General features: G+C 54.8%; 22 protein-coding genes. 11 read left to right on the forward strand and 11 right to left on the reverse strand.

Annotated elements, in window-relative coordinates; genetic code table 11:
- Window positions 1-789 precede the first annotated feature (789 nt).
- The 5 genes from bamJ to MU846_RS11445 all read right to left on the reverse strand — a co-directional run bounded on the left by bamJ (window position 790) and on the right by MU846_RS11445 (window position 6,070).
- Entirely contained in the window at window positions 790-1,500 is a 711-nt protein-coding gene (gene bamJ, locus MU846_RS11425) for a BamJ family beta-barrel-assembly machinery protein (RefSeq protein ID WP_246952833.1), read from the reverse strand.
- A gap of 214 nt (window positions 1,501-1,714) precedes the next feature.
- On the reverse strand, window positions 1,715-2,311 hold the full coding sequence (locus tag MU846_RS11430) for an ankyrin repeat domain-containing protein (protein WP_246952835.1): 597 nt from the start codon (window positions 2,309-2,311) through the stop codon (window positions 1,715-1,717).
- Between the two features lie 150 nt (window positions 2,312-2,461).
- Window positions 2,462-3,997, reverse strand: coding sequence for a catalase (locus MU846_RS11435; protein WP_246952836.1), 1,536 nt, complete (start codon window positions 3,995-3,997; stop codon window positions 2,462-2,464).
- Between the two features lie 386 nt (window positions 3,998-4,383).
- Window positions 4,384-4,713, reverse strand: a complete 330-nt coding sequence (locus MU846_RS11440; RefSeq protein WP_246952838.1) for a hypothetical protein — start codon at window positions 4,711-4,713, stop codon at window positions 4,384-4,386.
- A gap of 487 nt (window positions 4,714-5,200) precedes the next feature.
- The gene (locus tag MU846_RS11445) at window positions 5,201-6,070 is read right to left on the reverse strand and encodes a YcgN family cysteine cluster protein (protein ID WP_246952840.1); all 870 of its coding nucleotides are present in this window, start codon (window positions 6,068-6,070) and stop codon (window positions 5,201-5,203) included.
- A 50-nt stretch (window positions 6,071-6,120) separates the two neighbouring features.
- Here MU846_RS11445 and MU846_RS11450 point away from each other — a divergent pair, with 50 nt between their 5' ends.
- Both MU846_RS11450 and MU846_RS11455 read left to right on the forward strand, forming a co-directional pair.
- Window positions 6,121-6,837: a spermine/spermidine synthase domain-containing protein gene (locus MU846_RS11450; protein ID WP_246952842.1), complete on the forward strand. Its 717-nt coding sequence runs from the start codon at window positions 6,121-6,123 to the stop codon at window positions 6,835-6,837.
- A 476-nt stretch (window positions 6,838-7,313) separates the two neighbouring features.
- Window positions 7,314-7,583 (forward strand): type II toxin-antitoxin system Phd/YefM family antitoxin, encoded by a 270-nt coding sequence (locus tag MU846_RS11455; RefSeq protein WP_246952844.1) that lies wholly within the window; start codon window positions 7,314-7,316, stop codon window positions 7,581-7,583.
- Between the two features lie 29 nt (window positions 7,584-7,612).
- Here MU846_RS11455 and MU846_RS11460 read toward each other — a convergent pair whose 3' ends face one another.
- From MU846_RS11460 to MU846_RS11480, 5 genes are all read right to left on the reverse strand, one after another.
- Window positions 7,613-7,969: a helix-turn-helix domain-containing protein gene (locus tag MU846_RS11460; protein WP_246952846.1), complete on the reverse strand. Its 357-nt coding sequence runs from the start codon at window positions 7,967-7,969 to the stop codon at window positions 7,613-7,615.
- Complete coding sequence (locus tag MU846_RS11465; protein WP_246952848.1) at window positions 7,953-8,225, reverse strand: type II toxin-antitoxin system RelE family toxin; 273 nt, start codon at window positions 8,223-8,225, stop codon at window positions 7,953-7,955. The genes MU846_RS11460 and MU846_RS11465 overlap by 17 nt, the downstream gene beginning before the upstream one ends.
- A 252-nt stretch (window positions 8,226-8,477) precedes the next feature.
- Window positions 8,478-8,810, reverse strand: a complete 333-nt coding sequence (locus MU846_RS11470; RefSeq protein WP_246952850.1) for a helix-turn-helix domain-containing protein — start codon at window positions 8,808-8,810, stop codon at window positions 8,478-8,480.
- Between the two features lie 118 nt (window positions 8,811-8,928).
- Complete coding sequence (locus MU846_RS11475; RefSeq protein ID WP_246952852.1) at window positions 8,929-9,321, reverse strand: type II toxin-antitoxin system YafO family toxin; 393 nt, start codon at window positions 9,319-9,321, stop codon at window positions 8,929-8,931.
- Window positions 9,322-9,338: 17 nt separating this feature from the next.
- On the reverse strand, window positions 9,339-9,863 hold the full coding sequence (locus MU846_RS11480) for a hypothetical protein (RefSeq protein ID WP_246952854.1): 525 nt from the start codon (window positions 9,861-9,863) through the stop codon (window positions 9,339-9,341).
- 1,236 nt (window positions 9,864-11,099) lie between these two features.
- Between MU846_RS11480 and MU846_RS11485 the strand changes: the two genes are divergently transcribed.
- The 5 genes from MU846_RS11485 (at window position 11,100) to MU846_RS11505 (ending at window position 18,840) form a co-directional block, all read left to right on the forward strand.
- A complete protein-coding gene (locus MU846_RS11485; protein ID WP_246952856.1) occupies window positions 11,100-12,407 on the forward strand; it encodes an OmpP1/FadL family transporter in 1,308 nt (435 codons plus the stop codon).
- 59 nt (window positions 12,408-12,466) lie between these two features.
- Complete coding sequence (locus MU846_RS11490) at window positions 12,467-15,853, forward strand: Ig-like domain-containing domain (RefSeq protein WP_246952858.1); 3,387 nt, start codon at window positions 12,467-12,469, stop codon at window positions 15,851-15,853.
- Window positions 15,854-16,147: 294 nt separating this feature from the next.
- Window positions 16,148-16,327 carry a hypothetical protein gene (locus MU846_RS11495; RefSeq protein ID WP_246952860.1) on the forward strand — a complete coding sequence of 60 codons (180 nt, stop codon included), beginning with the start codon at window positions 16,148-16,150 and terminating at the stop codon, window positions 16,325-16,327.
- A gap of 395 nt (window positions 16,328-16,722) precedes the next feature.
- On the forward strand, window positions 16,723-17,382 hold the full coding sequence (locus tag MU846_RS11500) for a hypothetical protein (RefSeq protein ID WP_246952862.1): 660 nt from the start codon (window positions 16,723-16,725) through the stop codon (window positions 17,380-17,382).
- A gap of 309 nt (window positions 17,383-17,691) precedes the next feature.
- Window positions 17,692-18,840: a transposase gene (locus MU846_RS11505; RefSeq protein WP_246952864.1), complete on the forward strand. Its 1,149-nt coding sequence runs from the start codon at window positions 17,692-17,694 to the stop codon at window positions 18,838-18,840.
- A 360-nt stretch (window positions 18,841-19,200) separates the two neighbouring features.
- On the opposite strand, the gene MU846_RS11510 is transcribed toward MU846_RS11505, so the two are convergent.
- Window positions 19,201-19,470: a hypothetical protein gene (locus MU846_RS11510; RefSeq protein ID WP_246952866.1), complete on the reverse strand. Its 270-nt coding sequence runs from the start codon at window positions 19,468-19,470 to the stop codon at window positions 19,201-19,203.
- 610 nt (window positions 19,471-20,080) lie between these two features.
- Between MU846_RS11510 and MU846_RS14765 the strand changes: the two genes are divergently transcribed.
- From MU846_RS14765 to MU846_RS11525, 4 genes are all read left to right on the forward strand, one after another.
- Entirely contained in the window at window positions 20,081-20,380 is a 300-nt protein-coding gene (locus tag MU846_RS14765; protein WP_371738919.1) for an excalibur calcium-binding domain-containing protein, read from the forward strand.
- A gap of 437 nt (window positions 20,381-20,817) precedes the next feature.
- Window positions 20,818-21,297 carry a hypothetical protein gene (locus MU846_RS11515; protein WP_246952868.1) on the forward strand — a complete coding sequence of 160 codons (480 nt, stop codon included), beginning with the start codon at window positions 20,818-20,820 and terminating at the stop codon, window positions 21,295-21,297.
- Window positions 21,298-21,311: 14 nt separating this feature from the next.
- Window positions 21,312-21,569, forward strand: coding sequence for a hypothetical protein (locus MU846_RS11520; protein ID WP_246952870.1), 258 nt, complete (start codon window positions 21,312-21,314; stop codon window positions 21,567-21,569).
- A 526-nt stretch (window positions 21,570-22,095) separates the two neighbouring features.
- Entirely contained in the window at window positions 22,096-25,035 is a 2,940-nt protein-coding gene (locus tag MU846_RS11525; protein ID WP_246952872.1) for a DEAD/DEAH box helicase, read from the forward strand.
- Window positions 25,036-25,282: the final 247 nt, after the last annotated feature.

Consider the following 25,282-nt stretch of genomic DNA (forward strand, 5'->3'; position numbering starts at 1 on the left):
CGCTGGCCGGCCGCTTGACAGCAACATCCACTACCAGCGCAGAGGAGGGCAAAAGGCAACTACCAGGAGACGGGGAAGGGAAAGAAGAGAAAGAAGAGAAAGCGCAAGCAAAGCAGCAACCAAGCCGATTATCCGGCGGCCAGAACATCGGCCGCCGGCTTTTTTCTCGCACACCCTCCGGCACCCTCCGGGACAGCCAGCCGCTGTTCTGCGCTTCGCTTATCCCACCAGGGGATAACGGTCGACCACGCCGGTTCTCGACACCTAATCTGCCAGAATTCCAAGAGATAAGGGGAGCAAAAAGCTGATTCGATTGCCCTTCGGGCTTGCTTGCGGCTGTTCTGCGCTTCGCTTGTCCCCCACAAGAGGAGCGGGGAGCAAAAAACTGATTCGCTCCCCCTTCGGTATTTTTGCCAATCTATTAGTACTTTCACGGATGCCGGAAATTACCCCACGGAAATCGACAACGAACCCTTTTTTAGCCCCTCTCCCCTTGTGGGAGAGGGGTTGGGGAGAGGGGGAGATTATGGCAGGAAATATACACTCGGCACTTGATGCAGAACGAAACTGGCCAACGCTCGAATTTTTTTCCTGTCGAGTTTTATAGAAAATCCTACTGAAGATAATTGAAAGCAGTGCAACATGCAGCTGGTATCGTAACAGCTGCATGTTCGTCGCCCCCTCTCCCCCAACCCCTTATTCGCTTCGCTCACCCTTCGGGACAGCCTGCGGCTGTTCTGCGCTTCGCTTGTCCCACAAGGGGAGAGGCGAGAAAAAAATCGACTCGCCTCACGCATCATCCGCAGATTTGATCTCGATCAGCTCCACGTCAAACACCAGCGTCTCGTTCGGGCCAATCTGGCCGCCGGCACCGCGCTCCCCATAGGCCAGCTCGGGCGGAATAACCAGCTGCCACTTTTCACCTTCACGCATCAGTTGCAGCGCTTCCTGCCAGCCCTTTATCACCTGCGACAAGGGGAACGAAGCGGGCGAACCGCGCTCGATGGAGCTGTCGAACACCGTGCCATCCGCCAGCTTGCCCTCATAATGCGCAACCACGGTATCTTCCAGGCGCGGTGTGCGGCCCTCATCGTGGCGCACCAGCCGCTGATAAAGCAGCCCACTTTCCAGTTCTACCACGCCAGGTTTTTCCCGGAACGCCTTGCGAAATGCCTCGCCTTCCGCCAGTGCCCTGGTCAGGCGCTCGGCACGCTCGGCTTCCTGCTTCTGTGCCATGCGTTGCTGCTGGCGCTCAGCCGCCTCCTTGATCCCGGCTTCGCTCATGCGCAGCTCACCACCGGCAAGCGCGGTAGTCAGCGCCTCGGCAAACAGATCAATATCGATCTCCTGCTCCGCCACAGCGCCCTTGACCATCTGGCCCACCTGCGCTCCGAACGCATAGGAAATTTCCGCGCTGTCGCTATCAATGGGTTTCGGTTGCTGGCCGCTGCAAGCCATCAGTAGCGCAGCAGAGCAGGCCATCACGATACGTCCTTTCATTGTCACACCCCTCATTGGAAAAAATGAAAGGCATCATCATGGCGTGTCGACAGGGCAGAGAAAATAGTGGCATTTTGAAGGTGTCATGCAAGCTGACGACTGCTCCAGAACCTGCCACGGGATCAGCAGGGAAATGTTCCGAGAAACTCTGCCAAAGCAACGAAACAGTGGCCACTGGAATAAATTTACGCGCACAAAATCAAACGGATCAATTTCAACGTAGTGCGCTTGAACTTCTGCTTTCGCCGCCCGCCTGCCCGGTTGCAAAGCGGCCTTCGGCCAGATTCGCAGCACTGTTGCCCATCCGATCCACAACATCCAGATCAGCACCTTGCCGGGCCAGCTCGTCCAGCAGCTCCAGCCGCTGGAACAGCGCTGCAAACATAGCCGGCGTCTGGCCAGCAAGGTTAGGCTGGTTCAGATCACAGTCAGCTTTCATCAACTGCCGGGCGATGCCTAGCTCACCCTTGAAAATAGCGCCCAGCAATGCGGTGTTGCCACGCTTGTCCTCGGTGCAGGCGTTAGCTCCGGCATCCAGTAACAGCCTTACAGTGTCGCCGCGCCCGTTATAAGCGGCGAGGATCAGTGCCGTGTAACCTTTCTCATCCGCCGTTTCCAGATCAAAGCCGGCATCGATGAATTCGTGTAGCACGGCGTTGTCACCAGCGCGTGCGGCAGCAAAATAAAAGCCGGCCAGCTGCTGCTGGATCTCCTCCTGGCTCAACGCCCCTTGCTCGCCTGCAACGGCAACGCTGGCGATGAGCGGCGAGATTAAAAAAACCGGCAACCACTTCCGCAAACCGCTACGCATAATACCTCCTTACTGATGCTGGCCGAGCCCTCGCAGTCGAGTGTGCAAAAATTCTTGAAGAAAAACCGCGAGTAACCCGAGAAATATAAAGTTGGGGCGAGAAATGGAAGAGGGCAGGCACCACAAAGCGCCAGCCCTCCCAGGCAGAAATCAATCCTCGAGCTGTGCTGCAAGCGCCTGCACGCGCGCCAGGTCACCCTTGGCCACTCGCGTCAGCCCTTTGCCGTAATCAGCATCAGCTTTGTAGAAGAACGAGAGCATATGGTGCCTGGCTTCGTCATCAGCTTCACCCAGCGCAGCGCCCAGGCTGTTGATCAGATCGCGCTGCTCCTTGCGCGTGAAAGACCGATACAGCTCACCCGCCTGGTGGAAGTTCTGCTCCTTGTAAATCTTGCGCTGCTGCGTAGTGCCAGACAGCGGCAGTTCACTGTAGCGGGCCGATGCGGTTTGCGGGTGTGGCAGAAGGCGGCTCGGCTCATAGTTCACTTCACCCGAACGGCTGCCAGTGTTCATCAACCCGCCCTGATTATGGTTGCTCACCGGTACGCGAGGCTGGTTGATCGGCAGCAGCTGGTGATTGGCACCCAGGCGATACATCTGTGTATCCGCATAGCTGAACAGGCGGCCTTGCAGCAAACGATCTTCCGAAGGCTCGATACCGGGAATCGTATTTGCCGGCGCCATGGCCACCTGCTCGGTTTCGTTGAACACATTGGCCGGGTTGCGGTTGAGCACCAGCGTGCCTACTTTGCGCTCAGGCACGTCGGGCCAGATTTTTGTAGCATCCAGCGGATCATAATCAAACTTGTCCATATCCTCCGGCTCGATCACCTGGATATAAAGATCCCACCGGGGAAATTCCCCTCGGTTGATGGCCTCGATCATATCCCGCGACATGTGATTGAAATCCGTGCTCTGAATCTGCGCCGCCTCCTGCGGATCAAGATTCTTCACACCCTGGCGCGTTTTCCAGTTGAGCTTCACATAGCGGTATTCGCCCGCCGCATTGACGAACTTGTAAGCGTGCACCGAGCTGCCGTCCATATGGCGGTAAGTGGCCGGCGTGCCATGGTTGGAGTAAAGCAACGTCAGCGTCCGGGTGGCCTCCGGCACATGGCTGAAAAAATCAAACAGCGTGCGGTTCGTCCCGTAGTTTTTATCGGGGTCTGGCTTGAACGCGTGCACCATATCGGGGAACTTGATGGCATCCCGAATAAAGAAGGTGGGGAAATTGTTTCCCACCAGATCCCAGTTACCATCGACAGTATAGAACTTGACGGCAAAGCCCCGTGGGTCACGCAGCGTTTCCGGGCTGTGGTTGCCGTGCACAACGGTGGAAAAACGCACGAACACCGGCGTTGTCTTGCCCTCGGTAAACACCGAGGCCGTCGTCAGATTCGCCAGATCGGCGGTGGCGGTGAATTCGCCATGCGCACCAGTGCCACGGGCATGCACCACGCGCTCAGCAATACGCTCGCGATCAAAGCGCTGGAGTTTCTGCAACAGGTGAAGGTCCTGTAACACCACTGGCCCACGCGGCCCCGCCGTTTGGGAATTCTGGTTATCGCCGACCCGCGCACCATTATCACGAGTCAGTTCTGTCCCGTGAGCGGGCAGAGAAAGCGCGTTGGCCACAAGCGCGGCGCCGAGACACAGCGCTTTGGCAGCCGGAAAAGACACATTCATGTTTTTACCTCGTCATCATCAAAGCCCATGCCAAGTCAGGGCGTCAGCCAGATTACGAATTTGTATCAATAGCCTTAAGCTTTATATTCTTAAGAGATTGATAGGTGTTTTCGATTGATTCGGATGCTGCCTATTGCAGCGATAGACAAAGCGGCAGAGTGGATAGCGTAGATGGGAGAGCATGGAGGAAGAGCATGGACGGAGAGCCGGGGCAGAGACCGCGAACCGGCAACCGCCGCCGCTTGCTGACGGCAGGCGGCGGCCGGTCGGTGATGTTGCAGAAAAGGCACCCAGCGGCCTTGACGTGAGCCGCCAGCAAACCCCGCAAGCACGTTAGCGGGCGGCAGCCAAAGCCGCGTAGAAGGATGCGGCGATGCCGCACCGCGTCAATTCGGCAAGCCCAACGCTCTGCGCACAGCTGCGGAATCGCGCGCAATCTGCCGTGTGGACCACTCCTCACAAGGATGGCGCAGCCGGATGCTCAGGTGAGAGCGCGGGCCATAAGGGCGCGTAGTGATCAACGGACGCACCGTTTCCAGCAGCGCTTCGGCCAGCTCGGGTGAATCCAGCAAGGGTGGGTTGGCCAGCAAGCGGCCCTGCGGTGAAATGCCAAGAGTGGCCGTGCCGGTATCCTCGCAAAAGATGCCCTCGCAGCGGCGGTAAGTTAACGGAATATCTTCTTCATTCAAGTGAACCAGGACAGACCAGTAATCCATACGATTATGCCCCCCGTAATCAAGCAACGATAACAGCCGTCAATCCAGAACGACCAAATTGAAACCTCAATTGCCTGTTTTTTTTCAAAGTGATTCAGGAGAAAGCCCGTACCTCTGAGTGGCAATGATATGCGGTGAAACATATTGCCCGAAAAGGCGAACCCAAATATATCGCTTTTAACGCAGCGGAGGGAATGGTTTGAAATCAATATCAGTATAGGGGCGTTTTGATATTAAGGGCGGAGAAAGTGAGTTAATAGTGTAATCAATTTTACCAGAACAGAAAGGCCCGGATTAATCGAGCAGGTGCAAAAAAAGCGCAACCAGCAACCAGCCATCGACTCCCGGCTGAACAATCAAACGATCAAAGACGAGCGAGCCAGCGAATCAGTAAGTCAGCGACCCACCATTCGCAGAGCAGCTCCCGGCAAAGCAAGTGAAAACGCGAAAGAGGGCAGGGCAAGAGAGCCTTGCCCACCCCACACGGTTATTTCTTTTGCGAGGCTCGCGACACGAGCGGCCAGCGCTCCACCACATGCCGTTTCAGATGCCGGCGTGGCACCTCTTCACAGGGCAGCGCGTAATGGCTGACGGTAATCCCTTTCTTGCGCATTTTATCGCGCCCTCCCGCCAGCAGCGGATGCCAGGAAGGCAGCGGCTTGCCGTGGTGCAACAACCGGTAAGCGCAGGTTTTCGGCAGCCAGTCGTAACGCGGCACATTTGCCGGCGTCAGCCGATGGCAACTGGGCACCTTTTCCAGGCGCCGGGCGTAATCACGGCAGCGAGCCGCTTCAATATCCAGCAGCTCACACGCCACCCCGAACACCGTCACCGCGTTCGGCTCTACCTCTCGTAACAGACAGCACTGGCCACAACCATCGCACAGCGCCTCCCACTCCCGCTTATTCAATTCACCCAGCGACAAACGCTCCCAAAACCGCTCCCGCAATCTCCCGAACTCCCATGAAATGAAGCCAAAATGCGCGAAAATACGCCAAATGCAGAAAAATGCGCCAACCTGGGCGCGCGGATTGTGCCCCATCCTGAAAAGTTTTGCAGAAGCACCAGTGCGGCAGCTCGCCAGCGAGCGGGCCAGTGCGGCAGAGGCAATGCAAGCAAGCGCAAGGCAATACATAGAAAGCGCAAGGCAATACATAGAAAGCGCAAGGCAATACATAGAAAGCGCAAGGCAATATGCATAGAAAGCACACGGCCAATGCATAGAGAGCGCAAGCCAATGCGAGAGAGCGCAAAGTAAATGAAAGCACCAGCCCACAAGCACTTGTGAAAGTGCTTGAAAGCCGCGAAAAGCGTTGAAAAGCGCGAAACGGCACCGAAAACCGGCTAACCACCCCATCGCCCCCAGCTTTTAGACTTGCCTGCCCACAGGCGCTATAGTTTCACACCATGGACATGCAATTTTTCCCTTCAGCTGCCCCCGAAGTGGCGCCGGCCCTTCTGGAAAGCTGCCAAAGCGAGTGGCAGCTGGTCGAGATCTACCAGCACCCCGTGTTCGGCAATCAGCTCTGGATCGATCGCGATCTACAGATTTCCGAATCGGATCTGGCCTACAACACCGCCATGACAGCCCCCCTGCTAACGCTGCCCGCTTGCCGGCGCGTGGCTATTCTTGGCGGCGGTGACGGCGGCGTCATGAACACACTGCTGCAACAGGCCGATCTGCTCACCCGAGAGCTGGCCGAGGTGACACTGATCGACATCGACGAAGCCGTTATCGAATTGTCGAAAACGCACCTGCCACGCCTGTGCGGCGATGCATTCACCGACCCGCGCAGCAACGTCATCGTTGGCGACGCATTCGGTTGGCTAGCGGAAGCCCGCGAGCTGGATGCCGTGATCTACGATCTCACGATGGAGCCCGTCAACGAGCACACCACCCGTGCGGAATTCATGGCCGACATCCTGGCCAGCATCCACCGAAGCCTGCGCCCCGGCGGCGTCATCAGCCTGCAAGCCTGCGGCGCCTCACAGCCAGATCGAGCACGCTGGCTAGGCGATCTCAAAGATCAGCTCGCCGTGCATTTCGGCCCCGTCTACGAACAGGAGGTGATGGTGCCTTCCTACGGCGAGCTATGGACATTTCTCTCCGGCACACGCCGCTAGCCGCGACCAGATCCCCACCAACCACTCATTTCAAAAAAAGCTCGGTGTTTTGGCCAGCTCCTTGGTGCTTTCACGGATATCGGAAATGCTTTCACGGAAATCGACGATGAACCAACTTTTTTAACCGGCAAAAAAATTATTGTTTTTATTTTTCTGCGTCAGAGTCGCTGCGGTATATCTTTCAGATAGGCATACGCCTTGAATTACTGCGGAAAATAACGGCGGCTAAATGGGTTCGCCGAACGCTTACCTGGAAGTGAACGCAGAGTACGGAGCAAAGGTTTGTCACCTGCATCAGGCCGGCTCAGTCAACTGAGCAACCTCACAATCCAGCGCCGGCTCACCTACACCGTTTTGAATAAGACATGCCGTCGGGTTTCTACCGGGAAAACAGCTGACCGGGCGCTGCTAAGCATTGACGGCCCCTGTAAATAGATGCCAATAATAGGTGCCAATAAAAATATGCGGTGAATGTTATGCAAGGCAAGTTTTCTGGGGATGTGGTTCCTCTCTCAGACCTGAAGATCAACCCCGGCAAGGTAGTCGACCGGGCGCAGGCTACGCACCGCCCGATCCTGCTTACCAGCCGTGGTCGCGGTGTAGCCGTCGTGCAAGGGCTTGAGGATTACGAAAAAAATGCTGAGGAGCTACGGTTCGTCAAAGCGGTGGCGCAAGGGCTGATGGACGCACGCGAAGGGAATGCCATGTCGTTGGGCGAGGCCAGGAACGCGTTAGGTCTCAAGTAAATGGAACTACGCGTCGCAAAGTCAGTGCATCAGGCCGGCTCAGTCAACTGAGCAACCTCACAATCCAGCACCTCGGCCCAGGCCCGCAGTGTTTCAATATGCGGCTTGTTACCCAGCCGCTCCGCCTGCGCCACAGCACCCTGCGTCACCCCCAGCTTTTCCGCCAGCTGCGCCTGTGAAAACCCACGGTACTTACGCCACGCCGCCATCGGGCTGAGTTCTTTCTCCACCATCAGCACCACAACATCATGCGGCAGCGTCACCCGGCCATCAGCCTCCAAAAGCGCCTGATACTCATCAAACGGCACCACCGCATATAGCGGCTCCTGATGCTCCCCATAGATGATCTGGGGACGATTCTTAGCGGGTTTAGTAGGTGCGTTCATCTCGTCTCTTCACCTGTTGAATCACTAGAATTCGCACGCCGTCGTCCAGATCGAACAGGACTCGGTATCTGCCTACCCTGAGACGGTAGGCTATCTCGTGCCCTTGCAGCGCCTTGACGTTGGCGGCATTAGTGGGGCAGCTTCCCAACCCTCGTACCGCATCAAGAATCGCGGCACGCTGTTTCGCTGGCTGAATAGCTGCCAGTTGTTTGATCGCTCTTTTGGTCCATTCAATGCTGTATAACGGCTCGTCCATAAGCGTCGATACTTATATTGAGGGGTTAAATATTAGAAATCAACTTGTTTTTCTAATTTATTGCAGTGCGCCGCTTTGCCCGGCGAAAACCACAGATGCCCGCCTTCCATACGCGAGCACACCGGAAGCGGCAACACCTAGAGTAGAGATCCAAACGAGAGCGGGTAATAAGAAAAGGCTGATAATTCTGTACGAGATTGGCTACGGCAGCCCGCCGCCCCCCTGGCTACGGGCCTTTCCATCTAAAAGCAACTAACCAACCGCCAACCTCACCGATTTCCCAATCCGGCTCAGCATCTCCACCAGGGCATCAATCGTGAATTTCGCCGTCTTCTTGTTCACCACATCCGACACCCGCGGGCGAGATACCATCAGAATCGCTGCCGCGTCAGCCTGCCTTAGCTGATGCTGCTCAATCCAGGTGGTCAGCTCCCCCATAAGCTGCTCCTTGACCTGCCGGGTATCGTCAATTTGTCGCATCGAGGCTTCATGCAGCCTTTCGGCCTCATCCGGAAGGAACCCCAGCTCCAGAAACAGATTGGCACCAGGTTGAGTAACATGGCGGATTTCGGTGTCTACTTTCATACTTTGCGCTTCCTTTCAGTAATAGGCGGCTTGACGATTTGCCACTGCCGCCCGTTCCCGTCGAACTTTAGTAAACACTTCGCTTGGCAGGTAGAGCCTTTTCAGTAAAAGCTAGTTTTCATCTTGCCAGGCTTCGGCGATCCGGCAGAGATACGCCATGCGTTGGCGCTCTCTTGCGAGCGCGTGTGAACAACACCCCCTGACAGTAGACCAGCGCGATGTCTCCGTCGGGGTCGCCTTTTCGGCAAGCCCGTTGCCATTGCGGAAGAGAGGGCGGGAAGCTTCTTCCAGGCGGCAGTAAATGAATATGAGAAAGGCCGATACGGCATGCGGCTTCGGGGCTGATATAGGCGGTGTCTTTCCCGAAGTAGCTGGGATACTCGGAATGGTCGCTTTCCTTGTAACGAATAAAATCTCGCCTTAATCGATCCAGGTTGGGAGTAAGCGCCGGGTCCAGGTTCTTGAAATATAACTGCAAGGTATCTGGATGAATGACAACCTCAACAGGCATAACCGTCCTTGGCTATATCAATGCTTGATTTGCTGGTCCAGAGCCTGAGTCGCTTGACCAGCGAGCTCCGGTAGCGCGCCTCTGTCAAAATCACTCTGAAAGATCGCTGCCGGCGCTTCCATTTGCCGCAGCATGCTCGCAATACGGCCAGCCTTGTTGCGAGCTTGTGCGCCAAGCCTGTAGAGCTCGTCAGCACCATCAATGTTTTGGTTCCGCAAAGCCTCCAGGCTGTAGAGCGCGCCATTGAGCAATTCAGCCATACTACTGAATGGCTGCTGCCGCCGGGCATCAACAGGAATCAGCTCGCAATGCTGCGCGACAAACTGGATCGCCTGATCTAGCACATCTATAAGGCGCTGCATGTTGCTAGTGGCTAAAGAGATCGCTCTTTGTAACCGGATTCGAGTGATGTGTTTTGTTAAAAACACCCTGTGAGCGTACGAGCCATAAGCGTCATACACACCCAAAACCCGATCAGCAGCGCAGGCAGCCAAGCCATATGCTCGATCTGCTACCGAAGCATCAATCGTCGCTGCGTGCATTGCGGTGCTCCCTGAAGAGTGTGATTGCGAAGCGCTACCCACCGGCATGGTGCCTGCCTTCGTTTATCAACGAAGATTATCATGCCAAGCCGCAAACGTGTGAATGACCGCGCAATAGCCCGCATTTCAGTTTCTCTCCTCGTCCCCCATCCCCGCATCCCCGCATCTGCCAGCGCTCACCCCAGCCTGCGTTCACTTGCCCACAGGCGAGGTATAAAATCTATTTAAAATCAGTGTCTTATCCCCTCTCCCCTTGTGGGGCAAGCGAAGCGCAGAACAGCCGCAGGCTGGCCCGAAGGGTGAGCGAAGCGAATAAGGGGTTGGGGAGAGGGGAGGCCGCAGGCTGGCCCGGAAGGCTTACCCGTCCTGCTCGGCGTATTCAGCGGAGCAGTACGCTTTCCCATAATGTAACTCCTCGGTAAACCGCACGTTACCAAGCCCGGCTGTTGCACCGGAAGAGCCGGGGGAGGGCGAGCCTTATCGTTCTGCAGTGAGTTGCCAAACCCGGCCCATCCCGCCCCCCGGCGCTTCCTATCACGCCCCACAACGCCCTCTCTCGCAATAGCATTTCATGAAATCCAACCTTTCCCCAACTTCGGTTTTCGTTCGTTCACTGATTGTCTAACCTCAAGAAAGATGTGTGCGCTATGGCGTATACGCTGTGACGAGCTCCTCAATTGGGGCAGCTGGGGCAGCGGCTGGAGCAGCGATAGCCGCTCCAGGCGCACAGCAGGCCCACAGCACAGCAGGGCACGGCGAACCTCATAGACACATATAAGGCACTACAACGCACTACAACTAAGGCACTACAACAAATTCTACGCGTAGCCCGCCAGCGTAGGGCACGGCGGCATCCACAGCAGCATTCCGCAGCTGCACGGTGCTGCCCACGCCATTCAGGCGGCACGCAGGGCTTCAGCCAAGCTCCAAAGCCATATTCTCGAGCCGCTGAACCGCAATTTTTTTCGGGGGTCGAGGGCGAGCGAAGCCGCCCCACGGTAACACCGTGTAGAGGGGTAACACCCACATAACCATAAGAGCCATCAAGGCACATGAGCACACGCATCACCGTCAGCGCTATCCGGCGCTGGCCTGCGTTGCCATCCGGGCTCGCCCGGCGCCGAAGGCGATAACAGAAGCGCTGCACAAAGCAGACAAATGAAAACAAGTGAAGAAAAACATCACTGAACAACCCGACAACACGCACTCATATAAATAAGAATGGAGATGTATAGCATGAAGCTCAGAACATTTGGCCCACTTGCAGCGGCCGGCTGTGCGCTACTGACCCTCGGCTCCCCCGCGGTGGCCAACATGGGCAACTCGCCCTCCACCTACGGCTTGCTCCCCGGTGACATCGCCTCCGCACAGGCCCTGTCGATCTTCAACTCGCAGATTTCTGCGGTGTACTACAACCCGGCCAACCTGGCCAAAGACCCGCGTGGCGAGCTCACCGGCGGTATCTTCCACGCCGAGCACGATCTGGAGGCCAACGGCCGCCGCATCGTCGACGAGCCCTCCCAGCAACTGCAACTGGGCCTGAAAACCGATCTCAGCTCCCTTTCCACGCTGGATCACCCGCTGTACTTCGGCCTGATGGTCGGCGTCGAGAAATTCGCCCAGGAAATGATGGCGTTCTCCTCGGAAACCTCCGACTACGGCCAGTACTTCACCTACGGCCGGCAGCCGCTGTTCCTGACCGCCGGTGTGGGCACCAGCGTCTGGCGCGGCATTGATGTGGGCTTCGCCCTGCGCGTCACCCTGCACGCCGATGCCACCCTGAACACCCGCTCCACCCTCGGCGGCGTCACCAGCCAGGAATCCCTGAACGTCTCCGCCGCGCCGAAATTCCGCCCGATCCTGGGTGTGAACGTGAACTGGGGCGAAACCTTCTGTAGCCGTGCCAGCTGCTGGATGGACAACCTGGAAACCGCGATCTCCTATCGCGCTTACTCCAACACCCGCACCAAGGTGCGCTCCAACGTGATCGTGCCCGGCACCATCCCGGCACCCGGCCTGGCGCTGGCCATCCAGACCCTGGATTCCTTCCAGCCCGAGATCACCACCCTGGGCGTGAAATACGACTTCGGCAGCTTCCGCCTCGGCTTCACCGGTGAATATCAGGCGTGGTCACGCCTGGAGCGTGAACTGCGCAACGACACCATCAAGGATCAGGCCAACGCCAACTTCAAGGACATCTTCATCCCGCGCATCGGTGTGGAAATCCCGGCAGGCGATCACTTCACCTTCACCGGTGGTATCGCCTGGGAAGAAACCCCCATCGAAGGCCGCCGCAGCATGGACGTGAACTACCTGGATGCCGACCGCTGGGTGCTGGGCCTGGGCATGAGCGCCACCATTCCGAAGATGCCACTGCTGGCCTACCCGGTGCGTCTGGACCTGGGCTACCAGTACCAGCAACTGGATGAAAAAACCTACGAGCTGACATCGTCCAACCCGCTGACCCCGCCGGGTGTGTACGGCACGGTTGAAACCGGTGGTGAAGTGCACGTCTTCGCCGGCTCGGTAACGCTGAAATTCTAAACCGGACGTTCCCAATGACAATTCAAGAACGTTTAAGTAGAGGTTTCTCAGGAGGCAACATGAAAAGAACAATGATAGCCGCGTGTATCCTGTCGCTGGTCGCCTGTGGCGGCAGCAAGGATGATGTGGCAACGGATCAACGGCAGGATTGGGAGAGCCGGGTGCAGAGCCTGGTGTATTCGTTCCCGGATAATGCGCAGCAAGAGGTGCCCACCTCCTCACCGGTGGTGTTGCGATTCTCCAGCCCGGTGCGCACCGGCAATGCGGCCCTGCACGACAAGATCGTGCTGCGCGACAGCAACAACACCAAAATCGAATGGGCCGACATCGAAGAGGTGGACAACGGCCAGAGCCTGCTGCTGCATCCGCAGCAAAAGCTGAGCCCGCTGACCACCTATCAACTGAGCATTGCCCCCATCGAACTGCAAAAAGGTGAAACCAGGGCGCGCAATCTGACTTTCTCTACTCGTGCTGCTTACGAAGGCCCCAAAAGCCTGGTGGCCGACGACGAGTTCACCATTCTGCGCACCCTGCCGAACGACCTGACCTACGGCGCCACTGACACGCCCGTGGATATCATGGAGTTCACCACCTTCCGCGTGCAGTTCAGCCAGCCGCTGGACCGGAGCACAGTGAAGTACGGCGATGTGCCCGGTGACTCAACTGTGCAACTGACCGGCCCGGATGGCCTGATTGATGCACACGTTATCGTCAGCGGCCCGTACCTGACCATCGACCCGAAAGAAGACCTTCAACCGGATGTGCCGCACCGCATCACCTTCACCACCGGTGTGAAATCGATCTACGGCGACACCATGCCGGGTGGCAGCTTCGGCAACGAGAACGATACCACCGCCAAGACCATCGACTTCACGCCCAAGGCCACCGGGCCACGCGGCAACATGGTGCAGGACATCGCCGACACCCTCGGCAAGGTATCACCGCTGACCGGTCGCCAGATCAACGAAGTGCCCATGGCCTCCGTATTGCTGGGCGAGGATACCGCCACCCAGGCCAGCGGCATTGTGGCCGCGGAACTGGCGTTCGTACCGGATTTCCCGGATGCCACGCCGCTGCGCGTCAAGCGCGGTTCATTGATCGAAGGCGCTTCGATTGATGTGCTGATTGGCGGTGAAGTGCCGGCCGGTTTTGAGTCCGGCAAGGTGCGCATGGATTTCCTGTCGGATGCGACGGGTTACCTGCTGCCGAACCCGTACAGCGATACTGACGATGCGCCGCGCCAGGTGCGGTTGTGGATGGATGTGGCCGTCTCTACTGAAACACCGCAGGCCAACGGTGCTATTACGCAAGATTTGCTGCATATCGAGCTGGTGGGGACGTCGCTGGTTGATCCTGATACCAAGCTGATGACCATCAATGCCGTGGGCGTGGTGGAGCCGAATGTGTTGGGCTCCGAGCGGGCGACGGGGTTGTTGAGTTTTTATATGGAAGAGGTGGGGGATCAGGATAATCCGCCGGTGATGGTGGAGGATACGACGGGGCCGGTGTTGCAGAGTTGGACATTGGGGCGAGAAGGGGAGTCCTCCAAAGATCGGTTGTTTTCGCCTGGTGATAGCATAGTCTTCATTTTTAATAAGCCAATTGATCCTGAAAGTATAGTTGGACGAGTCGAGTTGTCGCGTGCTGGTAACGCTATAGAGACGAGAGTACATGTTTCGGGCAGCTCAATCGTTATCGATCCTTTAAGAGATGTAACATTTGATAGTGAGTCTGAGCAGCCTAACGCTCCCTACTCCGTCTTTATAAGCAGGTCGGTATCCGATTTAACTGGAAATAATTTGGAACAAGATATTTTGCGAGATTTTTGGCCGCCACTAAAAGTAACAGAGAAGAATGTCGTTGAAGCGTGGGCTGGTCGAAATATAAGGAATGAACTGGTTGATTATTCGCCAGTTGTTCTGGCCGCTTATCCTGGGTTTCCGTGTGTTCTTGAGCCGACTCCTATCGACCTGAGTACTGGTTTTACGAGCCGCTGCGCTGGAGGGAACCCCGGTATAACGAATGGGCTTCCAGGAGATGTTTTGGAGGCCGATGACCCTATACCTGTGATGGAGCTGCCAGGTAACCGGCCAATTATTGTTCATTTCTCTAAAGACATTGACGTGAAGAGCGTAGAGTTAGGAAAAAGCTTTGTGGTAGCGGAAGTGGATGCGCACGGGGAATTTATAAGAGAGATTGAGGGTATCTTAGAGAAAGAGCCCAGAAGGTTGATTTTCCGGCCTAAAGAGCCATGGGCAGAAGGTACTTATTTCAAGTATGCTTTAAGGTCTGGAGGGTACCAGATTGTTAGCCCAAACTCGTTTTCCGCCCAGTTCGTTGCTGGGTCGGACTACACTTGTGATGGTGAAGGTGCAATTTGTGATACTGTCGGCTTACCTCTGCAAACGCAAGTTCTTGGAGCTGGTACGATCCAGCCATTTCCAAATGGCACATTTATGCGATACACCATGGCCAGACGAGGAAATGCACCCGATGCCGGAGGCCCGGAACTTATTCAATACTTTAAAGGTGGTGAAGAAAGTACTGCGGTGCTACTGTCATTAAATGCTCCGTCCGCCGATACAAACTCTAACTTTTTTTCAGATCGAAATACTTCCGAAAATTTCTTTGGCTTCCAATATGTTTTTGAGAACGAGGAGGCTGGCCCCTTGGCTGAGGCTGACATGGATACCATCCACGAGCTCGATCCGGACGGTGTTCGGCCCTCAGAAAATAGTGTTAAAATATTAAGTAGGGCAAACCTTGATAGCTATCCAAGCCTTATAATGGATATCAATATAGGTTGTGGTTTTCGTCTTCCGGCGACATTTAGAAATCCAGAGAGGCTTCATTGCCCTGAGCATAAATTTTCTTACTTGAGCAGTAGTATGATTGCAGAGATGACGCCTTTTACTAATCAGGAGGGGGACGTAAAGGTTCATATATGGCCTTCTTTAATTATGGCAACCTCTCTAGACATAACAGCGATGATGAGCTTAGCCGCTGGCTTGCCAGATTTTGAAGATGACTTCGCAGGTAATAATCGAGGGGCAACGGGCCCTCAAATTATGCGGATGCGATATGCTAAAAATATTGATACTGGCAGGCGGGATCGCCCGATAGAGGGTTGGATTAGACGGTCATCTGCGGGCCCGCAGCTAGAGGCAACTATTGAACTGTATTTAGATGTGCCCTATATTTCCGACTTGGGTATAGGTTTTATTAACTCTGGAAATAATATGTCTAGCTATCCTATATTGATGAAAGTTCGAGGCCCAGTCTCTTTCTTGAGCGATGGCAGGATGGTGGTTGAGCAATTCAATACAGAGGAAATTGAAATTCACCTGAAGCTTGCAGATTCAATAGGTTCTAGAATGGCAGATATGGATCTCGTTATTCCTATGAGAGGAGCGTCGCTTAAGTATATTTCGGAAGTGGTTGATTGAGAGGCCGTCTGAGTACTTTCAGTGTTCGCGATAGATATTCTATATGGCTTCATTTCTGAGGGCGCCAAGGGCGCCCTTTTTAAATAGATATTAGTAGAAAATCCTTACTTTGAATGTGAAGTCTTTCTGTGCGGATTGCGTAGGTGCGGCTGGATTATTTTAATGTCGGGACCAGTCATACACATGGAGAGTTGTTATTTTGTCCGCCGTATTCTTATATTTTTATCGCGACAATGTAGTTTGCTTCAACTCTTTCTGATCATCTCAAGGTGCTAAACTTCAGTGAGTGACATCATGCCCAGCACTGGATGGGGGCGCGCTGCTGGCTTTGAAGCGGTGGTGATGCACGCACTGTTTTTCCGGCGTTCGGATGACGCGCTTCACCGTCCTGTTCTGCTGCGGGTAGTGCGGGGTGATGAGCACCTGATCCAGCCCGTAACAGTGTACCAGGCCAGTGTAGTGCGCGCTTCGTGAACACCAGCCGATCACCCGACCCTAGAAGGAGCGGTCGCGTGACTCGACCTGGGAAATCGGAGCCTGTTCAAGGGCGGTCCTGCTGCAATGGCTTTACCCGTACGAGACAGGTTTCAGCCCAGCAACTCTCGGGTATGGCAGACGAGCACCAGCACCAGACTCAACCAGTCACCCTTAGACCAGCGTACGTCCGGTGTCTGTGCGACGTAAAGAAGAAACTTTATTGGTTAGTCGGCACAAGGTGGCGGCTAATATGTTGTTTTTTTTTATGTTTTTTATGATTAAGCAATAATGGTCTTTTTTTCTGCACTAACAAAGAGTCGGGTGTGGTAATTTTTTACTGCAACGTTGCATTAGTTAAATGAGTTTTTTCAACCAATTATGGAGACTTGAACATGGCTAATAAAATCAAAGTTGTCGCTTTTGGTGTGACTTTGCTCGCATCTACACAGGCGTTTTCATTTACCGGCATAGAATATCAAACTGGTTCATCTACCTACTCGGCAGCCCCAGTTGGCGTTTTCGTTGGTGACAATAGTGGGACAACACCTTTCGGGCCTAACGCAGTAGGCGCTGCTTTCAGTGGTAGCTCTCAGCTAACCTTCAATAGCCCGCTCATCAATTTGGATGCTACTTGTGAACTTTGGCTTTTGGGTCAAGCGGCAATTGATGCAAATGGCAGAGGGTATATCGATGTAACAGACGGATATATTGGCGCTGGCAGCTCTGCTTGCTCAGATATTCGTTTAGAAGGTTTTGATTGGCAAGCCTACGAAAGCGGAACGTTGAATCTTGGGATTCCGGGAACTATGGTTGACCCAGATAACGATATTATAGGGGGGGACTTTAGGATAGTTCAGGTCCGTTACACTCCGCTTAACTTAATTATTTGTAGTGGGGTGGTTCCTGCAACCTTTGCAAACGGAGACGGTAGTCGTACTGATAACTCATGGTTTAATTTTAATACATCAATGTCTTCTCCAGTTCCTTTCGCATCATGTGACATTAATGGTAGAGTATTTAGCGAACCAAATTATGATATGAATGTTCTTTGAGTAGCTTGAGCAAGCCCTCTGAGGGCTTGCTCCTCTCCCCCTCTGGCTGGATAGTTGTCACCCTCTAATTTCAACCAGATAACACGCAACGTCACCCAGAGGGACAGGCACCTTGTAGTCAATCTCTTACACGTTTCTCAGCTTTCGCCCATTACGGTTTATTCCTTCGGCCATTAATCTGACCCTGTACTTCAACATCCAAAGGGACAGGCACCTTATAGTCAATCTCTTACACGTTTCTCAGCCTTTACCCATTACCGTTTTTCCCTTCGGCCATTAATCTGACCCTGTACTTCACGGAGGAAGACCATGGCCAGGCCACGCAGCCAGCAGATATCGCTGGACACCACCGCCTATTACCACTGCATCGGCCGCTGCGTGCGGCGGGCGTTCTTGTGCGGTGAGGATGCATTGACAGGCCGCTCGTTCGAGCACCGCCGCGCCTGGATGGTTGAAAGGCTGGCATTGCTGACAGACGTGTTCGCCATTGATCTCTACGCCTACGCTGTGATGGCAAACCATTATCATCTGGTGGTGCGAATTAACCCCGCGAGAATGGATGCCTGGAGCGATCACGACATTGCACAGCGCTGGCTGCGGCTCTTTACCGGCCCCCGGTGCGTGCATCAGTGGCTGACAGGCGGCGAGCTGGATGCCGCCACCCACGATCAGGCGCTGGCCGAGATCACCAAGTGGCGCCATCGGCTGGCGGATTTAAGCTGGTTCATGCGCTGCCTGAACGAACACATCGCCCGCCGCGCCAACGAGGAAGATCACTGCACCGGCCATTTCTGGGAAGGGCGCTTCAAGGTTCACGCCCTGCGCGATGAAGCCTCCGTTCTGCGCTGCATGGCCTATGTGGATCTGAACCCCGTCCGAGCCGGGTTGGCTGAGGTGCCGGAGGAGGGGGATTACACGTCCTATCAGCAGCGTTGCCGTGGTTTGGTGGCAGGCGAGTTTCGATCCGGCACAGCCGGGGTTGGCCGCGTTGCCTTGAAGGCGGGCGTTACCTCTGACGCCGATGCAGTCCACAGAGCCCACACCACAGCTGGGGCACGCGCCACGGACGCAGCCAGCCCCACGGCCGCCACCAGCGAACTTGCCTCACCACCCCCCGGCATCGCCGTTGCCGCAGACTCCGAAGAGGCAACTGGCAAGCTCGCCTTGCCGCGTCTCATTGAGTTAGGTCACCGGCCAGACGTAGAGCCCTGCGAAGAGGCTCCCTGCCCGATACGCCAGTTCGCCCTCTCTGATTACCTGGCACTCGTCGACTGGACCGGCCGCGCCGAACAGCCCGGCAAACGACATGCCATTCCTGCGGCTGCCGCAAACGTAATGCAGCGCCTGAACCTCGACAGCGCAGACTGGCTGGCCCTGATGCGCCCCCGGAAGGCCGCCGTGCTGAAATTTGAAGTTGCCGGCTCACGACCAGCCCCACACACCGGGTCAATGGGTTGATATCACTAATTCTGTGGCTGCCCCGCGACAGATCGCTATGGCGAATCTCGCAGCTCCCCCCGGCAGATCGCCATAGCGAATCTCGCGCAAAACCAATAGCCAATGTCTTACACCATCTTCAGCTTTCTCCTATAGCGCCATTCCCGCGCACTGATACCATGAGCTTGCCGGTGCCAGCCTCCCCCTTTTAGGCTAGCGACTTTTGTGTCAGCGCCACGCGCCGGCGCCTGGGAACGAGGTGATGAGGTAGGGCGGGTAGTGCCAGGGCGTTGGTTCGATCCAGCAGCCCGAGACCGGAATTTCATCCTGCCTTAGCTTCGGCGGCCTCCTGATCCTGGCGAGCAGCAGCATTATTGAAGATCATCTGTCTTGCTTTGCCGTTCCACCAAGCCGGGTCTTGCTTGAAGCTATCGCTAAACGCTGCCTCGCCAGATTGCGCTTTACGCCAAGCCATTCATCCGCTTTCAAGGCCCTCGCTACCAAAATGCCTCCACAGGCTTGCAATAAAAATGTGACCTGTGTAACACTCCAGAAATACAAAAAAAGGATCACCGAAGCGGCCAATGGAAAGGCTAACGCCCTCACCATGTCCTCTGAAAGTGTTTCCCCATAAATAATATTTTTCTTCAAAAAGCTCGCGCGCGTTTGGCCTATCCCGCCAGCGATTCTCCGGGGTGTGGTACGGAAGGTGCTGTTTAGGCGCTGTTATTGATCTTTTGAGTTGAAGCGAGTTGCTGCACCGTGCTGCAACTCCCAGTTCAGGGGCGATAGCGTGGCGGTCTGGCGTGAACTGGCCGCTTGAAAGGCCGTTTTCAGCAAAGATCAACTCCGAGCGACGGTCTATGGATTGGTCTTTATAGCCGACTTGGTTTTTATTATATAAATACCGATTAGGATACGATGGGGAAAGTGCATGGCACCTAAGAAACTCGTCCGCCGAAACCACCTAAGCCACCGGATATGTTGCAGAATATGAAAGCGGTGAAGCCACTTGGGGAAAATAAATGAGTGCAAGCTCACTGGTGTTGGAGTTATAAGGCACGCAGGCGGGGGCTCGGGCATTGGAGCAAGTAGCGATGTCCGCTTCCCACAATCTTGGTTGGAGGCTTTAAAATACCTTCAAACGGAAACCGCTTCGCGTCGCGGTTTATGTATAGGTATCGTAATTATGAGGATTATCACAGGCCTGCTGTTAACAGCAGTTTATTTGGCGGGTTGTACTGTTCAAGGTTCTGCTCAGATGGAGGGCGTCGACGGTGGAACCTTCGACGCAGCCGTCCCAAAACCGATCGGAGGAGCTCGCGTTAATTCCGCGGCGCCCGGGCGCCGATACCGCTGCTCAGAGCTCTCAGAGGCCGAAGCGTATGAACTACTTCGACAAGGCCATAGCTACCTTGACGCAGATGGAGACGGGCGCCCGTGTGAGTGGGGGCGCAACACTTCCGCTACTCGGCCATCTGGCGGTATCAATTGCTATTATGTTGGTGGATACACAAGGAAGAACGGTACTTACGTTCGGGGTCACAGGCGCTGTCGCTAGTCTAACTCCACTAGCGATGGCGGCGATAAATTATACGACAAGTACTAACGTGTCAGCGGGGCGCTGTATTTGAAAGAGCACCTTGCGTTTAAATAGAGTAGCGGCGGCACAAAGCAGACAGGATATTTCATCAAGAGGAAGGGGGATAATAATGAAAAATATTTATTGTGCTATGACTCGTGCCCTACATGACGTCACCTTTGATGGTGTCCCACAATATAATGGCATGCTTCTGGTCTAGCGGGGTTTGCTGCTGAGGATGACGAAATCGAAGATGTCGCCAAAAAAATGGCTGGCGTTGCACTGATGGCAGATAAGAAATAGCACGCAATATAAACGCCCGACTAACAGTCGGCTGCATGGCGACCGGATCTCCGCTGCTTCAGAGTTCAAAATCGGCGCGTGAGAAGGGGGTTCGCCCCACAGGGATTGACGATATGACAAGGTTCAATGGACCAGAAGAAGTCTACGCAGAGCTCGTGGATAAACAGCCAGAGAATGAGGACTGGCTCCTTGGCCTTGTTGCATTCGCCGTAGTTGAAGAACAGCGAGTAGAGTGGGTGAAGCATCATTCCGAGAACAATGGCGGTCCTCCAACGGATGCGGATATTAGAAACTGGTATCTGCAGCTACCATCGGGTGCTTTGCTCAGAGCAAGAGACACCGCAGAAGCAAGGCTCACGGATTACGCAAGATCCGCCATTGAAATCTACATGGCTGATTTCCAGAAGGAAATCGAAGAAGGAATTATTGTCAGTGAAGTCCGTGAGACGAAGAAATTTTGGCCTCAGTTTGGTGTGAATTTGGCCGGAGGTCTCGTGAGTGCGCTGCTTTTCGCCTCCCTTCTAACGCTGATGGCGGTCTTTGTCTTGAACGACTCTTCCCCCGTTAAAATTGGCCAACACCTAGTGAACTAAATGAGGAGCACAACATGAGCAAAAGCAAGAATGAAGTAACAGGGAAAAAAGCAGCTTCGGCGGCGTCGAAAGTACTGCGTTCCAGCGGTTCAAGCAAATCAGCAAAATCGGCAGCAGGTTCCGCTCTGTCGCAAACAAAAGCGCCTAGCAAAGTAACTTCGCCTAAAGCTGGATCTGCTGCTTCCAGTACGCTCAGAGCAAGTAGCTCAAGCAAAGCAGCTAAAACAGCGGCGGGCTCAGCACTTACTCAACGGCCGAACAGGAAGAAGTGACATCATTGCTAACAAAGCGCCGAAGAGCGGCAAAGTGAAGCTGCAACCTCCGTGCTGCCGAAAAGCTGCGCCAGCTGGACTTTGCTCCTTGGTGTCGGCTTTAGCCGAGTTAACAGGAATTCGAGCATGGATATTGATGGCCGCAAGAGGGGCAAAAATAGAGGGGCCTACGAAAGGAAATCAAGAAATGGCCCACCGCTTAGCTAGGTTGGTGAGAAGCTTCGTTATGCACTAGAGAAACGTCATTAGAATTATGCGCGCAGCTATCGTCCCAAGCTTAGGAAAGGGGCGCTGGATATGCTGTAGTAAGGAAGTATCCAAGGGGCAGGTGCTCCTTTAGATGAATATTCAACTATAGGTAGACATCTATGCTACTGAGCAAAATGCCGCCGGGTGGATGGGTTTGCCAGACGCTTACGTCTCAGCTTGCATGGGGTAATAAGTCTCAGGGAGGACTACCCGTTGTCAGTGGCTTCGTTGGTAGTTTGTGGCAATTATTAACTTCGACCGCACTCTGGTAACCCTAATGGCCGTTGAAACAGGGAAGTACGCAGACGTTTATCGCAGCTGGCAACAGCATCTATTTAATTTTAATCTGGCTGTCCGAGAAACCCAGACGCCTGGCTTGCGCAAGCCGCAGCTGGCCGCTCTTTATGCCGCCCTGGGGCACTTGGTGATGGCGCCGGCCACGCCAGCAACGATCGTGATGCCGACCGGGACAGGAAAAACCGACACTATGCTCGGGCTGCTGATCGCCGGGCGGCTGACCAGAACCTTAGTATTAGTGCCTTCCGACCCATTGCGATCCCAGCTGGTCGAGAAATGTACTGAGTTGAAGAAACTGCGGGAGATTGGTGCAGTTTCGGCTACCGCACTCAATCCAGTGGTGCGGGCGATCGGTTCGAGCCTATCAGCCGATGAGGTTCAGCAGTTGGTCGAGGCCAACGTGATCGTCGCCACGCCGCAAGCGCTGCAGCGCTTCGAGCAGCCCACCTTGGAGGCTTTGGCCGGCCTCTGCAGCCACCTAATCATCGATGAAGCGCACCATGTGGCCGCTCAGACCTGGAGCAGGGTAAAGAACGCGTTCAATAACAAGCCCTGTCTGCAGTTCACGGCTACCCCTTTCCGAGAGGATAACCAGCCGCTGGATGGCAAGATCATCTACAACTACCCGTTGAAGGACGCACAGAACGATGGCTATTTCAAGGCGATCGAATTCCATCCGGTGCGCGAGTACAACCTGGAGCTGGCTGACCAGGTGGTGGCTGACAAGGCGGTAGCGCTGTTACGAGACGACCGCGCGCGTGGGTTTAACCACCTGCTGATAGTTCGAGCGCGGTCACAGAAGCGTGCCGCCGAATTGTTTGAGTTGTACAAGCAGCATGAGGATCTTTCGCCCATCCTCATCCACAGTAAAGTACATAATCGGGCCAAACTACTGGGTGAGATTGTCGAGAAGAAATATAAGATCATCGTCTGTGTGAACATGCTAGGGGAGGGCTTCGACTTACCGGAGCTTAAGATCGCGGCCATCCACGACCAGCACCGCAGCCCCGCCGTTACCTTGCAGTTTATCGGTCGCCTGACGCGAGTCGATGATACGCTCGGTGACGCCAAGTTCGTCGCAAACATTGCCAACCAGAAAGTCGACTACCAAATGGCGGCGTTATACAAGGAAAATGCTGACTGGAGCGCGGTGATCCGCGACGTTAGCCAAGACAAAATCGCCCGCGAGATCGAGAAGGAGACGTTCATCGAACAGTTCCCGGAAGATGCTAACGCCGAGGACATTTTCGGGTTGAATCCTAACCCTAAGATCAGTGCGATAGCCTACCATGTAGAGCTTGAGTACTGGCGACCAGAGAAGGCCAAGCACTTCTCGCATAAGAAAGAATCGTTGCAACTTCTGTCCATCAACGAGGAGGCCGACACTATCATTATGGTGACACGGCGCGAAACTCCCGTCAGCTGGGCGCACACGTCTTCGATCGTGGACACCAATTGGGTCCTCTACCTAGCGTACTACCATACGCCTGACAAGACGCTGTTCGTCCACTCTTCCGGGGATGAGTCGCAAACAAATCGGTTCCTGAACCTGATCTCCAAAGATGCCCGGCGCATCAGCGGCGAGCCGACGTTCCGCACCTTGCACGGTATCAAGCTCATGAAGCTGCAGAATGTGGGCCTGTCTCGTATGCGCAAGGGTCTACGCTTTACCATGCATGTCGGGCGCGACATCAATACAGTCATAGGTGAAATCGAGAACGGCACTGCGCGAAAGTCCAACATCTTTGCAACCGGCTACGAGGATGGTCAACGCACCACCGTTGGCTGTTCGCACAAGGGCAAGATCTGGGAGATGAACTCTTCCAGCATCAACGACTGGATCGAGTGGTGCAAGCGAGCCTCGCAGAAGCTTAACGACGCGACGATCAATCCATCTGAAGTCCTCAAAGATGTGCTTCGCTCGGAAAAGATTGAGGCAGCATGGCCTGAGGGACTGTTCTATGCCGATTGGCCTACGTCCATCCTGATCGAAAATGAGCAGAAGATCTCGCTGGTGGACCGAGCGGAAGTATTCAATCTGCTGGATGTCGAACTGGGTAAGCCACGGCGAATCGATGCACTTACGCTGGAAGTACCCATGAGGGCAACGGCAGTTGATGGAGCGGAACGCCAATTGCCTGACATCACGATCCGGCTGCTGGATGACGATTACAAGTTTTCCTGCCCAGAGGTCAGAATCGTATTGCCAGAAGAGAGCTCGTTCGAGCAGTACCTGGATATCAACCCGTTGGTGCTGTTGGCCGTCGACGGCTCGATGGTCGAAGGCAATTACCGCTATTACTCCCCCAACAGTTTGGACTTGAAGCTGCCAGTTGCCCTGATTGAACCGTGGGACTGGGGCACGACTCAGATCCACAAGGAGTCGATGAGGGTTGACCGCAACTTAGATACCGTTCAGGGATTCACCTATCGCCGAATCGAGAACGACTACTCTTTCATTTTCAACGACGATGGTGCTGGTGAGATCGCCGATCTGGTGGCAATCAAGCACAACAAGGATGCAATCTTTATTGACCTGTACCACTGCAAGTATTGCCCTCAGCAAGATGGTCAGGCGCGGCCAGGAGCACGTGTTTCCGACGTCTACGAGGTTTGTGGTCAGGCATCACGCTCGGTGAAGTGGTTACACACGGAAGAAAAGTTCTTTAACCGGTTGTTGCAGCGCTATCAGCAGTCGTTGCCCAAAGGCTTTGACAGAATCCTTAAGGGGGACCCCTTGGATCTGGAACTGTTGCGCAACAAGTGCCACGACCATGAAATGGTCTTCCGCTTTGTGATCGTCCAACCCGGTATTTCGGCCGACAAGGTTTCCGCTGATCAGTTGGCCGTGCTTGGCACCAGTTACTCATATATCAAGAGTGTTTCTGGCTCGGATGTGAGAGTCATTACAAGCATTTAGATTAGGGTTGCTACCGCCTGGCGGCGGAGAGCTTCCACCCCAATCGTCATTTGAGAAGACAGGATGAACCTGTCCCACCCAAACGTACGTCAACAAGCCGCGGCAAGCCACGGGACAGGCACCTTGTAGTCAATCTCTTACACCACACAAAGGGACAGGCACCTTGTAGTGTAAGCGTCCGGCCATCCCACCTTGTCAAACGGTATGGGGCTTCCACTGATGCGGCAGCAGTTCATCAATGGCATTG

This window comes from Alcanivorax quisquiliarum (assembly GCF_023051175.1).
Classification (GTDB): Bacteria; Pseudomonadota; Gammaproteobacteria; order Pseudomonadales; family Alcanivoracaceae; genus Isoalcanivorax; species Isoalcanivorax quisquiliarum.